The organism is Rhizobium sp. P43 (assembly GCF_056730705.1).
On record NZ_CM161539.1, the window covers coordinates 804,099 to 818,387 of the forward strand.

At 62.3% G+C, this 14,289-nt stretch carries 13 protein-coding genes; 8 read left to right on the forward strand and 5 right to left on the reverse strand.

What is annotated here, in order from left to right; translation table 11 throughout:
• Positions 1-4: 4 nt before the first annotated feature.
• Positions 5-469: a preQ(1) synthase gene (gene queF / locus AC1PUL_RS03835; RefSeq protein WP_480466704.1), complete on the forward strand. Its 465-nt coding sequence runs from the start codon at positions 5-7 to the stop codon at positions 467-469.
• A 90-nt stretch (positions 470-559) separates the two neighbouring features.
• Positions 560-910 carry a hypothetical protein gene (locus AC1PUL_RS03840; protein ID WP_480466705.1) on the forward strand — a complete coding sequence of 117 codons (351 nt, stop codon included), beginning with the start codon at positions 560-562 and terminating at the stop codon, positions 908-910.
• 90 nt (positions 911-1,000) lie between these two features.
• On the opposite strand, the gene AC1PUL_RS03845 is transcribed toward AC1PUL_RS03840, so the two are convergent.
• Complete coding sequence (locus AC1PUL_RS03845; RefSeq protein WP_480466706.1) at positions 1,001-1,573, reverse strand: HupE/UreJ family protein; 573 nt, start codon at positions 1,571-1,573, stop codon at positions 1,001-1,003.
• Positions 1,574-1,809: 236 nt separating this feature from the next.
• A complete protein-coding gene (locus tag AC1PUL_RS03850) occupies positions 1,810-2,316 on the reverse strand; it encodes a hypothetical protein (protein ID WP_480466707.1) in 507 nt (168 codons plus the stop codon).
• Between the two features lie 274 nt (positions 2,317-2,590).
• Between AC1PUL_RS03850 and AC1PUL_RS03855 the strand changes: the two genes are divergently transcribed.
• Positions 2,591-4,054, forward strand: coding sequence for a protein adenylyltransferase SelO (locus AC1PUL_RS03855; protein WP_480466708.1), 1,464 nt, complete (start codon positions 2,591-2,593; stop codon positions 4,052-4,054).
• Between the two features lie 20 nt (positions 4,055-4,074).
• On the opposite strand, the gene AC1PUL_RS03860 is transcribed toward AC1PUL_RS03855, so the two are convergent.
• Positions 4,075-4,377 (reverse strand): helix-turn-helix domain-containing protein, encoded by a 303-nt coding sequence (locus tag AC1PUL_RS03860; RefSeq protein WP_480466709.1) that lies wholly within the window; start codon positions 4,375-4,377, stop codon positions 4,075-4,077.
• A complete protein-coding gene (locus AC1PUL_RS03865) occupies positions 4,361-4,750 on the reverse strand; it encodes a type II toxin-antitoxin system RelE/ParE family toxin (RefSeq protein WP_480466710.1) in 390 nt (129 codons plus the stop codon). Before AC1PUL_RS03865 ends, AC1PUL_RS03860 begins: the two co-directional genes overlap by 17 nt.
• A 278-nt stretch (positions 4,751-5,028) precedes the next feature.
• Between AC1PUL_RS03865 and AC1PUL_RS03870 the strand changes: the two genes are divergently transcribed.
• Entirely contained in the window at positions 5,029-6,861 is a 1,833-nt protein-coding gene (locus AC1PUL_RS03870) for an ABC transporter ATP-binding protein (RefSeq protein WP_480466711.1), read from the forward strand.
• A 288-nt stretch (positions 6,862-7,149) separates the two neighbouring features.
• Here the strand turns inward: AC1PUL_RS03870 and AC1PUL_RS03875 are convergent, their stop codons facing one another.
• On the reverse strand, positions 7,150-7,680 hold the full coding sequence (locus AC1PUL_RS03875; protein ID WP_298466944.1) for a DUF992 domain-containing protein: 531 nt from the start codon (positions 7,678-7,680) through the stop codon (positions 7,150-7,152).
• Positions 7,681-8,051: 371 nt separating this feature from the next.
• Between AC1PUL_RS03875 and AC1PUL_RS03880 the strand changes: the two genes are divergently transcribed.
• The 4 genes from AC1PUL_RS03880 (at position 8,052) to AC1PUL_RS03895 (ending at position 14,274) form a co-directional block, all read left to right on the forward strand.
• Positions 8,052-10,613: a GcvT family protein gene (locus AC1PUL_RS03880; RefSeq protein ID WP_480466712.1), complete on the forward strand. Its 2,562-nt coding sequence runs from the start codon at positions 8,052-8,054 to the stop codon at positions 10,611-10,613.
• A gap of 229 nt (positions 10,614-10,842) precedes the next feature.
• A complete protein-coding gene (locus AC1PUL_RS03885) occupies positions 10,843-11,127 on the forward strand; it encodes a BrnT family toxin (protein ID WP_480466713.1) in 285 nt (94 codons plus the stop codon).
• Positions 11,103-11,420, forward strand: coding sequence for a BrnA antitoxin family protein (locus AC1PUL_RS03890; protein WP_480466714.1), 318 nt, complete (start codon positions 11,103-11,105; stop codon positions 11,418-11,420). The genes AC1PUL_RS03885 and AC1PUL_RS03890 overlap by 25 nt, the downstream gene beginning before the upstream one ends.
• Positions 11,421-12,834: 1,414 nt before the next feature.
• A complete protein-coding gene (locus tag AC1PUL_RS03895) occupies positions 12,835-14,274 on the forward strand; it encodes a coniferyl aldehyde dehydrogenase (RefSeq protein WP_480466715.1) in 1,440 nt (479 codons plus the stop codon).
• Positions 14,275-14,289: the final 15 nt, after the last annotated feature.

Below are 14,289 nucleotides of genomic sequence, written 5' to 3' on the forward strand. Positions count from 1 at the left end.
CATCATGAGCAAGACCGATACGTCGGGACTGACCCAGCTCGGCCAGAGCGTCGAAGCGCCCACGAGCCCCGAAACCGCCGTTCTTGAGCGTGTGCCCAATGGCAATGCCGGCACCGATTACGTGGTGCGCTTCACGGCGCCCGAATTCACTTCGCTCTGCCCGATGACCGGCCAACCGGATTTCGCCCATATCGTCATCGATTACATTCCCGGCGACTGGCTGGTGGAATCGAAGTCGCTGAAACTCTTTCTGTTTTCTTTCCGCAACCATGGTGCCTTCCACGAGGATTGCTCCGTCTATATCGCCAAGCGCATCGTCGAGCTTCTCGATCCAAAGTGGCTGCGCATAGGTGCCTACTGGTATCCGCGCGGCGGTATCCCGATCGATGTCTTCTGGCAGACCGGTGAGCCGCCAAAGGGCGTCTGGCTGCCCGATCAGGGTGTCGCGACCTATCGCGGTCGGGGATAAGTGATTTCCGGCCGGTCCGGATCACGGCGTGACTCGCCGCAACTTGCGCGCTAGATTTCGGCATCTCGTCCCGGATCAGGAACAGAAGAGATGCCGAAATTCCTCGCCGTCTACACGATGAACCCAGAAAATCTCGCGCGCTTTCGTCGTCTGACAAAAGCCGAACAGGACGCGATCGATGCCGAGGGCATCCCCAAATGGTTGGCCTGGGAGACGCGCCATGCGGGTGCCATCGTTCATCGCGGCGGCATGGTCGGCAAGACGACCAGGGTGACGGCTGAGGGCATCGCTCCGGCGATGAATGCGATTTGCGGCTATCTGATCGTCGAAGCGGAAAGCGCCGAGGCTGCGGCGGAACTCTTTCTCGGCCACCCGCATATGACGGTGTTCCCCGGTGATGGCGTCGACATCATGCCGCTCGTGACCGAATTGACGGATTAAAGGCGTCCCTGCGTACTATGCGCGGGATTGTAGCCGGAACAAAAAACGGCGGCCCGAGAGCCGCCGTTTGCATGTGGAATGGCGTGTCGATCAGCCGAAGGCGATCAGAGCGCCACCGGCCACGGTCGCAAGGCCGAGCATGCGTGCGACTGCCGGGCCGAAGCGGGTGACGCCGAGGCCAAGCGCGATGCCGGCACCATGCAGGGCGGCGGTGGCGATCAGGAAGCCGATGCCAAAGGAGAGCGCACCGGCCGAGCCGAGTTCGCCGCCATGGGCATGGCCATGGAACAGCGCGAAGATACCCACAACGGCGGCAGAGGCTGCGACCGGCAGGCGCACGGCAGCGGCGACCAGCAGGCCAAGGCCGATGACGGAAGCGAGGATCGCCGGCTCGACAAAGGGCAGGCCGACGCCCGCGACGGCAAGGCCGAAGCCGACGGCCATCATCGATACGAAGGCTGCAGGAACAGCCCAGAGCGCGCGTCCACCGATCTGACTTGCCCAGACACCCACGGCGACCATGGCCAGGATATGATCTGCCCCGAACAGTGGGTGGGAGATGCCGGCCATCAGCGAGCCGTGTCCTGCCGGATCGAGATGAGCAAAGGCGGGGCTTGCCGCCAGCGTCATCAGGGCAGCGGTGAGTGAAAGGCGCTTCAACATGTTTCTATTCGTCCCTCTATTTGGTCGACTCAAGGCGGCCGTATTCGGTCCCGCCAATCGTCCCCTTAAACCATTGCTGACCCTAGCGTAAGCCGCTCGGCGCTGTCCACGACAAAGGCATCGCCGAACCTACGTCGAATGCCGGTGGTGAAGCCATGGCATCTGCGGCAGGGCGTGGCGCGAAGGGAACAGAGGCCCTTCTCATCCAAGGCCAGGAAGGCGGGGCATAACCCAGCTTATTGCTTTTCCACGCCCAGCACCTCGGCGCAGCGCGACAGGCTGAAGCCGTCGCCATCGGTGTCGTTGCTGGCGCGGATGGAGGTGATCACGCCAGATGTGTCGGTGTTGATCTGAAGCTCGCAGAAGAGCTGCTGGTAGCGCGGCGGAGTGATCATTTCCGGTTCCCAGAACGGATCGCGGGTAACGATGCGGGTCTCGGTGACCACGGTATTGCCGGAGCCATCGGTGCGGGTGTCCGTCCGGACCACGACGCGATCCGGTTCAGGGCTTGAATAGGTCGGTGGGATGTAGCGCGTCTTGTCGCCGCCGCGCCAGGTGTAGATCATGCCCGATGACAGCGGGTAGTCGCTGATCGGCGGGCCATAGGCGGCAAAGAAGCGTTCCACCGGCTGGCCGATCCAGCGGGATTGCAGTTCGCGATTGGTATCTTCCGTGGTCGTACAGCCAGTGAGGATCGCAAGGGGGATAATGAGGGCGGCGATCAGGCGGCAGAGGGGGCGCATGAAGGATCTCAAAAGGGGATATCCGTTGACATTGCCCCATTCGTAGCGCGGGCGGTCCGCCTCCTGCAAGGCGTCCCTGCGTCGCGATCGGCTCACTAGCACTGAGATTTGGCATGACAGGCAAATCCGGGAGGTCGCGTGATGACGCCGTGATCCGCCGGTTCTTGCAGAGGAGGGGTGCGCTGCCCAGTTCCGGCTTGTCTCCACCCCGTCCGATCCCATATCTGGAGGTAGCCCAACACATCTCCGGACATCCCGGACGAGGAGTGCCTTCTTGTTTTCCTTCGACAACAGTTACGCCCGCCTGCCGCAGAGCTTTCACCGGCCGGCGCGTCCCGCCGCCGCCCGTCAGCCGAGCCTCATCCGGTTCAACCGTGCGCTTGCGGCCGAACTTGGCCTTGATGTCGAGGGGGCGAGCGAGGCGCGGCTCGCGCAGGTCTTGTCGGGGCAGGTGATCCCTGTTGGGGCGGAACCCCTGGCGCAAGCCTATGCCGGCCATCAGTTCGGGCATTTCAATCCGCAGCTCGGTGACGGACGGGCATTGCTGCTCGGCGAAGTCCTCGACCGTGAGGGCCGGCGGCGCGACATCCAGCTGAAGGGCTCGGGCCCGACGGCCTTCTCGCGCAATGGCGACGGCATGGCGGCGCTTGGCCCTGTCCTGCGCGAATACATCGTCTCGGAAGCCTTTGCCGCGCTTGGCGTGCCGGCGACGCGGGCGCTTGCCGCTGTTGCGACCGGCGAGCAGGTGATCCGCGAAACCGTGCTTCCCGGCGCGGTCTTCACACGCGTTGCGGCAAGCCATATCCGCGTCGGCACGTTCCAGTTCTTTGCCGCTCAAGGCGATGAAGAGGCCGTCAAGACGCTCGCCGACCACGTGATCGACCGCCACTATCCGGAGGCGCGGGGGGCGGCAAACCCTTACCTTGCGATGCTGACAATGGTCGCCGAACGGCAGGCGAAGTTGATTGCGCGTTGGTTGTCGATCGGCTTCATCCATGGGGTGATGAACACCGACAACATGGCGATTTCGGGCGAAACCATTGATTTCGGCCCCTGCGCCTTCCTCGACGAATACGACCCGCGCAAAGTCTTTTCCTCGATCGACCAGCGCGGCCGCTATGCCTATGCCAACCAGCCCGGCATCGGCCAGTGGAACATTGCCCGCCTTGCCGAATGCCTGCTCCAACTTATCGAAGCGGATGAAGACAAGGCGCTCGAAGCGGCCAACAGCGTGCTCAAGGCATTCGGCGACGTCTTCCAGGCGGAATGGCTCGCGCTGTTTTCGGCCAAGCTCGGGGTGGCAGGCGAGGGGGCGGATGATCGTCTTCTAGTCAGCGATTTCCTTGAACTGATGCACCAGGGCGAGGCGGATTTCACACTGACCTTTAGGGTGCTGTCGAGGGTCGCCGGCGGCGCCGATGTTGAGGTTCTGACTTCGGTATTCACCACCCCGCAGCCCGGTCTTGCCGATTGGCTGACCCGCTGGCGGGCCCGGATCGAGGATGGCCGGACACCCTTTGAGCGTCAGGCCGCGATGGAAGCCGTCAATCCGGCGCTCATTCCGCGCAACCACCGTATCGAGGAAGCGATCGCGGCTGCCGTCTACAACGACTTCTCCTTCTTCCATCGCCTCGTGGATGCGCTGGCGACACCCTATGCCGAAGACCCCGACACGGCCGACCTGCGGCTTGCTCCGAAGCCCGACGAGCGGGTGACACGGACGTTTTGCGGGACGTGACGGCGAGGGGGGCCTGCTGATCAGCGCAGGATATCCAGCCCCTTGCGCTCGACAATGTCGAGGATCTTCGTCGCCGTACCGCTTGGCTTTTTCGTTCCTTGCTCCCAGGCGGCGACGGTGACTTTGCGAACGTTCAGATATCGGGCGAAGACGCCCTGGCTGACCTTGTTGGCATTGCGGATCGCGCGGATTTCTTCCGGCGAGTAATCTCGAAGCTGAGGAAGGCACAAAGCATCGAATTCGCGCATGGTCACGTCGTCAACGAAGCCTTCTTCGTGCAAGCGGGCAGCCGAGCGATGAACGTTTTCAAGTATCTTGCTCATCGAGACTGACCTCCAATAGCAGCTTCTTTGCAATCATCCGGCCGAAAACCTCAGCATCAGCCTGCATGTAGATTTCGCAGAGTTTCCTAAGCGCTTCCGTTTCACGCTTTGTGATTGTTTCGATCTCGTTCTTGGCGAAGCCATGAATGAAGATCAGCCTATCGCCCTGGCGGTAACCGAGGATGACACGATATCCACCTCTCTTGCCGCGGCCGGCTGCTGCGATCCGCTTCTTGATGAGGAAGCCGCCTAGCCTCGCGTCGATCAGACCTGCCTCGATCTCCACAGCCGCCCGCTTCAGCGCGGTCTCGGCCACGCCGTATTCCCGAGCCCATGTGTCGAACTCAAGCGTCTTCACCACAACAATCGGCATAATCTATATTACTCCGTGATATAGATTTCAAGCCATGACCAGCTTCCAGAGCGCTTGGCCCGCCCTTGCATAGATTGGCTGCCGAGTTCGATTTGTGCTGCCTTTGGTTGTGTTCGTCAATCTTTTGATATCATGTCATTCGCCGCTGATTTCCACTGCGACTTGCCCAGAATTTGACGAATTGAAGGTTGCAGGTGGGCGTATTCTTGCTCCCGAGTCTTATGGCGCTCAGTTCCGAGGATCGCTGCCGTTCCGCTCTCCACTTTACTGGAATTTTCATGCTCCGCTATTTCGAGACCATCATCGTTCCCACTGCCCGCGAGACACCGGGCGATCCGCCCGAGGGGCTTCTTGCCTTCTACTGGTTCTTCGTGCGTCAGGCGAAGGGGTTGTTCATCGCCCTTCTTTTGGCAAGTCTCCTGGTTGCCATCGCCGATGCGGCGATCCCGGTGCTGATGGGCCGGCTGGTCGAGGTGTTGACCTCGACCCCGAAAGAGCAAGTGTTCGAAGAGGCATCCGGCCTGATCCTTTCGCTGATCCTGCTGGTGCTCGTCATCCGCCCGCTCGTCACCCTGCTGCAAGGGCTGGTGCTCAACCAGTCGATTGCGCCGGGCGTCACCAATATGGTGCGCTGGCAGAGCCACTGGCATGTCATCCGTCAGAACATCTCCTTCTTCCAGAATGATTTCGCCGGCCGCATCGGATCGCGCATCCTCGAAATCGGCCACACGCTTCGAAGCTCCGTCGTCTCGATCATCTCGGTCGTCTGGTATCTGGCAGCTCTTGGCATCATCACCTCGGCCTTTCTCGCCGCTGCCAGCTGGTGGCTGGTGCTGCCGGTGGCACTCTGGACGCTCGCCTATATCGGCTTCCTCATCCTGATCGTGCCGCAGATCCGGCGCGGCTCGAAGGGGATTGCCTATGCAAGATCCGAAATGGTCGGGCGCATCGTCGACAGCTATACGAACATCATGACGGTCAAGCTCTTTGCCCGGCCGGAAGAAGAGGATGCTTTTGTCCGCGAAAGCGTCGACAAGCACACCGACCGGATGATCATCCAGCACCGCTGGCTGTCGCTGTTTTCGATCGGCCTCACCGTGCTTTCCGGCCTGCTGATCGCCGGTACGACCTGGGTTGCGGTAAAGCTCTGGGTGAGCGGTGCCGTCGGCATCGATGTCGTCGCCATGGTCCTGCCGATGACGCTGCAGATCTCCGGCACATCGGCCCGCGTCGCCCAGGAAATCACCCAGATCTCCGATCAGGTCGGCACGGTGCATGAGGCGATGGACACGATCGCCAAGCCGATTGGCCTCATCGACAAGCCGGCGGCGCGCCCGCTCGTTGTGAGCCAGGGGGCGATCCGCTTCGACAATGTTTCCTTTCATTATGGCCGCAAGGGCGGGATCATCGAGAACCTCACGCTCGATATCAAACCCGGCGAACGCATCGGCCTCGTCGGTCGTTCCGGGGCGGGCAAGTCGACGCTGATGAACCTGCTCCTGCGCTTCTACGATCTCGAATCCGGCCGCATCACCATCGATGGGCAGGATATTGCGATGGCCACCCAGGAAAGCATCCGGCGGCATATCTCCGTGGTCACCCAGGATACCTCGCTGCTGCACCGCTCGATCCACGACAACATCGCCTATGGCCGCCGCTCGGCGAGCCGGGCCGAGGTGATCGAGGCGGCGCGTCAGGCGCATGCTTTGGAGTTCATCGAACAGCTCACCGACTGGAACGGCCGTTCCGGCTTCGACGCCCATGTCGGCGAGCGCGGCGTGAAACTCTCCGGCGGCCAGCGCCAGCGCATCGCGATCGCCCGCGTCATCCTCAAGAACGCGCCGATCCTGATCCTCGACGAGGCGACCTCGGCGCTCGACAGTGAAGTCGAGCAGGCGATCCAGACCAGTCTCGAAGGCCTGATGCAGGACCGCACCGTGATCGCCATTGCGCACCGCCTGTCGACGATCGCCGCCATGGACCGGCTGGTCATTCTCGACAAGGGTCGCATCGTCGAGCAGGGAACGCATGCGGAGCTTTTGGCGCTCGGCGGCCACTATGCCGGCCTCTGGGCGCGGCAGTCGGGCGGGTTCCTCGAGGCGGAGGGGTAAGAGCGCGGGTTACCCCCTCTGTCCTCCTGAGCGTGTCGAAGGGCGGACATCTCCCCCACAAGGGGGGAGACTGGCTGGGCCGCCGGCCCTTCGCCCCCCTGTGATTCTCATGAAAGGGGGCGGCACACGCGGCGCTCCGCTCTCCCCCCTTGTGGGGGAGATGTCACGAAGTGACAGAGGGGGGTATCCATAGTCGATAGCCCAGCTGCTGTTCGCAACGCTTGGTCAGCTTCAAAAAAAAGGCGCCCCTTACGAGGCGCCTTTCAAGTGTCCGGTGATCGCTGCCGATCAGATCGACGGCTGCAGCGTCATCGAGGTGCCGGTGGCGGCGATGTTGAGGCCGATCTGGCCGGAGATGCTGACCGGCTGCAGATGGATCGAGCCGGAGGTGCCGCCGAACAAGACGTTGGCGCCAACGCCTGCACCGACTGTCGCTTCCGCCGTTGCGCCGCCATAGAGGCCGCCGAGCGAGCCCTTGTGGTAGCCGGCGGTGGGTGCAAAGACCGCCCAGATCACGCGGCTCTGGGTGGTGAAGCCGAGATCGACGCCGAACTTCTTGATCGAGCCCGTGTAGGTGTCGAGCGGTTCGCCATCGATGACGGAGGTGAAGTTGCAGTCAGCCGACTTGGCCGAGCCGAGGATGTAACCGACGCCACCGCCGATCTGGCAGTCGAGGTAACCGATGCGCACGCCGCCGACGCGGTCGCTTTCCACGACGGCCGGAACAGGGGCTGCGGCCGTCATGTCGGCGGCTGCGGTGATGCCGGCCGAGGTGAGGACGGGCAGGGCGGCGAGGCTCAGGATGAGCATTTTCTTCATGGCAATTCTCCTTCCATGTTCGGCTGCCGGGCGGGGATGGCCGTTTTCGGCTTCTCGGGCAGCGTGGAACAACGCCTATCGCGGAAGATTGATCCAACTGAGGCTGAACATAGGCAGCAAGGTGGCGATCCACCTGGCTTTGCCCCTGAACAGCTGGAATCACGGGATCCCTACAGCCGGCCGGCTAAAGCCCCGGTCCTGCCCGCCTGCGACATGCCTTCCGCCCATCCCGCCGCGATCAGACGGATTTTGCAGTGCAAACGGGTCGTGGGTCTCTTGCAGAATGTCGCAGACAGGCTGCAATTGTCTTTGCCCGCCTCTTAAGATCGGCGCCACATCATTCACTCCCAGACATCAGGGTTCACAAGGCTATGGCAGAGTTTCCGACCAAGGCGAAAGTCGTCATCATCGGTCTAGGCGGCATCGTCGGCGCGTCGATCGCGCATCATCTCATCGAGCGCGGCTGGGACGACATCGTCGGCATCGACAAGTCGGGCATACCCACAGATATCGGCTCGACCGCGCATGCGTCCGACTTCTGTTACACCACCAGCCACGATTATCTCTCGGTCTGGACCACCCAGTATTCCATCGATTTCTACGAGAAGATGGGCCATTACGCCCGTATCGGCGGTCTGGAAGTTGCCCGCACCGGCGACGACACCTGGATGGAAGAGATCAAGCGCAAGCTGTCGTCCGCCCGCGCCTTCGGCACCCGCGCGCACTATGTCTCGCCCGCCGAAATCAAGACGCTCTTCCCGCTGATCGAGGAAGATCAGGTCATGGGCGGCATGTTCGATCCGGATGCCGGCCTTGTCATCCCGCGCTCCCAGACGGTTGCCGGCAAGCTCGTCGATGCCGCTGAAAAGTCCGGCAAGCTGAAGATGTTCGGCAATACGCCGGCGAAGTCGCTGATCGTCGAGGGCGGCCGCATCAAGGGCGTCGTCACCCATCGCGGCACGATCATGGCCGATCACGTCATCGTCTGCGCCGGCCTCTGGGGCCGCCTGATTGCCGAAATGGTCGGTGAAGACCTGCCCGTCATGCCGGTCGACCACCCGCTCACCTTCTTCGGTCCGTATAACGAGTTCGAAGGCACCGGCAAGGAAATCGGCTATCCGCTGCTGCGCGACCAGGGCAACTCCGCTTACATGCGCGACACCGGCGACCCGAAGACCACCGAGGGCGGCCAGATCGAATGGGGCTATTACGAGCAGCACAATCCGCGCATGTGCCATCCGCGCGAACTCTTGGAAAAGCACGAGGCGCGTCTCTCGCCCTCGCAGCGCGACCTCGACATGGAGCAGATCATCGAGCCGCTCGAGCGCGCCATGGAACTGACCCCGATCCTCGGCGAACTCGGCTATAACGAAAGCCATAGCTTCAACGGCCTGCTACAGGTCTCCGCTGCTGGCGGCCCCTCCTGCGGCGAAAGCCAGAAGGTGCGCGGCCTCTGGTACTGCGTCGCCATCTGGGTCAAGGACGGCCCCGGTTACGGCAAGCTGATCGCCGACTGGATGACCGACGGCCGCACCGAAATCGACCATTCCTCGATCGATTACGCCCGTTTCTATCCGCACCAGCTGGAAGAGAAGTTCATCGAGGGCCGCTGCTATGAAGCCGCCCAGAAGATCTATTTCCCGGCCGTGCACACCCGCGAGCCCTATGCCTCGGGCCGCAATGTCAAGCGCTCGCCAATGTATGAGCGCGAAGTCGAGCTCGGCGGCTATTTCATGGAACTCGGCGGCTGGGAGCGTGCGCATGGCTATGCCGCCAACGAGCACCTGCTGGAAAAGTATGGCGACCGCGTTCCGGTTCGTGAAAACGAATGGGATAACAGACACTTCTGGCGTGTTTCGAATGCCGAACATCTGGCGATCAGCGAGGATTGCGGCATCGTCAACCTCAGCCACTTCCACATGGTCGACATCGAAGGTCCAGATCATGTCGAGCTGCTCGAATGGCTCTGCGCCGCGAAGATCGGCGGTGACGCGAATATCGGCAAGGGCATCTACACTCACTTCCTCGACGACGAGGGCATGGTGCGCGCCGACTTCACCGTCTTCCGCATGGCCGACCGCTGCCGCCTGGTGAATGGCGCCGATGCCGGCCCGCGCGACCTCTATTACATGAAGCGCGTGGCGGAAGATCGTGGCCTCAATGTCACGATCACCGACACCTCGGAGAAGTATATCACCATCGGCATCTGGGGCCCGAATGCCCGCGCCACGCTGAAAAAGGCGGTCGCCGACCCCGCCGGTCTTGATCCGGAAAACTTCCCCTTCGCCGCGATCAAGCCGATCGAGATTGCCGGCAAGCACGTCACCGCCTTCCGCATCTCCTATGTCGGTGAGCAGGGCTGGGAACTGCACATGAAATACGAAGACGGCCTCGCCGTCTGGGATGCGCTCCGCGCCACCGGCGTCATGGCCTTCGGCGTCGAGACCTATGCCAACTCGCGCCGTATGGAAAAGAGCCTGCGCCTGCAAAACGCCGATCTTCTGACCCAGTACAACCTGATCGAAGCGGATCTGGCGCGTCCGAAGGTCAAGGAAGCCGATTTCCGCGGCAAGGCCAAGCATCTCGAATACAAGGCCCGCGACAAGCAGCCGGCCATGCTCTGCACGCTCGTCATGACCGACAATGTGGACAGCAAGGGCGTCGCCCGCTACCCCGTCGGCTCCATGCCGGTCGTCGACCCTGCGTCAGGCGAAGTCCTGATCGACAGCCTCGGCCGTCGCTCCTACACGACCTCCGTCGCCTTCGGCCCGACCATCGGCAAGAACATCGCGCTCGCCTATCTGCCGCAGGAATATTGCGAGGTAGGCCGGAAGCTGAACGTGGAATACTTCGCCGAGAGCTTCCCGGTCGAAGTTGCGGCGGTGGGGTATAAGCCGCTGTATGATCCGGAGAATCTGAAGCCGCGCAGCTGAGAGCAGGGCGCCGCCTTCGTCATGCTCGGGCTTGTCCCGAGCATCTGCAACCGATTGACTTTATTGACGTAGTAGATCCTCGGCACAAGGCCGAGGATGACGTGGAGCAAGAGCAAGCAGTTTGTCATCAAGCTGAACCCGTCGGTCGCGAGGCCGGCGGGTTTTTTGTTGTTCACGCATATTGATGCGTCTGTCTTGATGTCTCAATTAAATGTAGCTACATTAAATCATGAAGATCGTCTGGGATGAGCCCAAGCGGCGCGCCAACCTTGAAAAGCATGGTTTCGACTTCGCCGACGTCAGCGAACTCGATTGGGAGAACGCCGTTGTCGAAGACGGCAGGCCAGATGTGGATGGCCGGCGACGGTTGAAGGCGATCGGATATTTTCGGGACGGAACGGCAGCCGTCGTCTTCGCCCTTCTCGGATCGGAAGCCATATCGATCATCAGCTTTCGCCCGGCTAGCGACAAAGAAAGAAGGAGGCTTCCATGGCCACCAAAGTCAAGACACTGAAAACGTTCGAGACTGGACGCGGTTATGACCGCGAGGACTGGGATGCCGTCGAGTTCCCGCAATTGAGCGACGAGGAACTGGCGCGTATGCGCCCCGCGCAGGAGGTCTTGCCGCCAGCCTTTTTCAAGGCAATGGAGGACCACCGCCGTTCGCGTGGCCGTCCAGCGGTGGCGCATCCGAAGAAGCAGATCACGCTGAGGCTCGATGAAGACGTCATCGCCAAATTCCGCGAGACCGGCAAGGGCTGGCAGGGGCGCCTGAATGCGGCACTGCGCAAGGCAGCGGGGATTTGAGGGTCTCCGGTTGCTCCGGCCCTACCTCCCCCCATGCGGGGGAGGACGGAAAATCGAAGGCTTAGGCGAGCGCAAGCCGCCTAAACTTCAGATTTTCCAGGAGAGGGGCTCGGTTCCGTTCGCGAACACCTTACCGAGCCCCCCCTCTTGCGATTTCAGATGTTTAGGCGGCTTGCGCTCGCCTAACTCATCGAAATCGCGTTCTCCCCCGCAAGGGGGGTGATAGGCGTCGCGCGAGCCCCTCATCCTGAGGTGCCCGACAGCGTCGGGCCTCGAAGGACGAGGCCACAACGGGATCCGGTGTCTGGATCCTTCGAGGCCCTCGCTTTGCGAGGGCACCTCAGGATGAGGGCTATCAGTCAAGCCGCAGACTCGGCGCCAACTTCCGACAAAAGGGGGATGAATTCCAAAAATCCCCCAACAAAATCAACAAAACTAAGTTTTTTCATCCCCGCCCATTTTTCCCGCCTTACCCTAATCCCCGTCCCGCCCTCGGATACACCTGACGATGCGATGTCAGGCGAGGCGGGGCCGGCGCCGGGAGGGAGGGTTGTCGCAGACCTGACGTTCCGGCCCGCTGCAACGGTCTCCCTCCGGACGAAGGGCTTGACGAGGGTGATGGGGTCGGATGCCCCAAAGCCTGGATACCCTGATCGGAAGGACGTGCCTCAGAGGCACACAAACAGGGCGCCCGCGCTGTCGCGAACATCCAGACAGCGGGGCGAATAAAACGGCGGGGATGAGGGCCGAGGTCGCCAATGACCAGGGCCCCATCCCCCGGGCGAGGGTCCCGGTCGGAATGGTGCACCATCCGGCGGGAACCTCCCGGGCTACCGGCCAGGCTGAAGCGTCATCTCGTATGACGCCGCAGCCGGACCCTACGCCCGGTCATCCTCGGGCCCGACCCGAGGACCGTCGCCGCCTTGCCAGAGAGACGCATGCAGCGGGAATAGACGCCGAACGAGGCGCCGGAAGGAGCCACATACATTACTTAGACAGGTTGCTTCTGGCGCCTCGTCCGAGACAAGTTTGACCGAACCGGAGGACGACAAGTCTGACCGGAGGCGAAGCTTGGGGTTTTTGACCGTTCAGTTCTTGGATGGTGGAAGAGCGGGCCGCAAGCGCGGAGCCCATCTCCCCCTTAGTGGGGGAGAAAGCGATTTCGATGAATTAGGCGAGCGCAAGCCGCCTAAACATCTGAAATCGCAAGTGAGGGGGTCCGTTCGTCGTGCCACCATCACCGATCCCCTCACCAACAAAATCTGAGGTTTAGCCCTGATCGGGCTAAGCCCTCGATTTTGTAACCTCTCCCACAAAGGGGAGAGGACAATTCAAAAATCATTTGTTCTCCCTTGAACAAATGGGCGTAAGCTGCCCATCTTGAGAGAGACAAAAAAAACGAGAGGCAACCGCCATGGACGGACTGGTATCGCCGAAATCCGAGATCGCGGATCCCGCAGCCCGCATCGCGTCTATTCTTGCCGCGCAAAAGGCGGCCTGGGCGAAGGATGTGACCCCTGATCATGCCACCCGGGATGATCGCCTCGCACGGCTCGACCGGATGATCGAGGCCTGGCAGGAGCGGTTTGCCGCGGCGATTTCGGAGGATTTCGGCAATCGGCCTGCCGTCGTCACCACGCTGACCGACATCGTGCCGGTGCGCGCCGCGATCCGCCATGCGCGCAAGCATCTGAAACGCTGGATGCGGCCGCGGAGCGTGTCGCTTGCCTGGACCGGCAAGCCGGCCTCGGCAGTCATCCTGCGCCAGCCGCTCGGTGTGGTCGGCGTCGTCGCCCCCTGGAACTATCCGCTGAACCTGATGCTCTCGCCGCTGACCGGGGCGCTTGCCGCCGGGAACCGCGCGATGCTGAAACCCTCGGAGCTGACGCCCGCCTTTTCTGACGTGCTGGCGAAAGCCGTGGCCGAGACCTTTGCCGAGGACGAGGTGGCCGTCGTGACCGGCGGGCCGGAGGTGGCGGCAGCCTTTACATCCGCCCCCTTCGACCACCTGATCTTCACCGGCTCGACCGCCGTCGGCCGCAAGGTGGCGGAAGCGGCGGCGAAGAACCTGACGCCTGTCACCCTCGAACTCGGCGGCAAGTCGCCGGCTATCCTCGACGCTTCCGTGCAGTTCGACAAGGCCGTGCCGCGCCTCGTCTGGGGCAAGCTTTTGAATTCCGGCCAGACCTGCGTGGCGCCCGATTATGCGCTGGTGCCGCGCGCGCGGGTTGCCGATTTCCTCGCCGCCGTGAAGGCAGAGGTTAGCAGGCAATATCCGGGCCTGCCTGGCAATACCGATTACACCTCGATCATCAGCCCCCGGCATTACGAGCGGCTGACGCGGCTGGTGGAGGAAGCGCGCGAAAAGGGCGCCGAGGTGGTCGAGCTTGCCGGTCCGCATGACGGCGAGGGCCGCGTGTTCTCGCCGGTGGCGGTGATCGGTGCGCCGGACGAGACCGCCGTGATGTCGGAAGAGATTTTTGGGCCGATCCTGCCGGTCGTTGCCTATGACACGCTGGACAAGGCGATCGCCTATATCAACCATCGCGACCGGCCCTTAGCGCTCTACTGGTTCGGTGAGGACAAGGCGGCGCGGGAGCGGGTTTTGACCGGCACGATTGCCGGCGGCGTGACGGTCAATGACACGATCCTGCATCTGGCCCAGGACGATCTGCCCTTCGGTGGTGTCGGTGCCTCAGGCTACGGCGCCTATCACGGCGAAGCGGGATTCGTGGCGCTCAGCAAGGAAAAGCCGGTCTTGAAGCAGTCGGCGATTTCGGGGGTGAGATTCCTCTATCCGCCCTATGGGCGGATGGCGCATTGGGTGTTGAAGCTGCTTGGCCGGTTCGGCTGAGCCTGCGATGCCCGC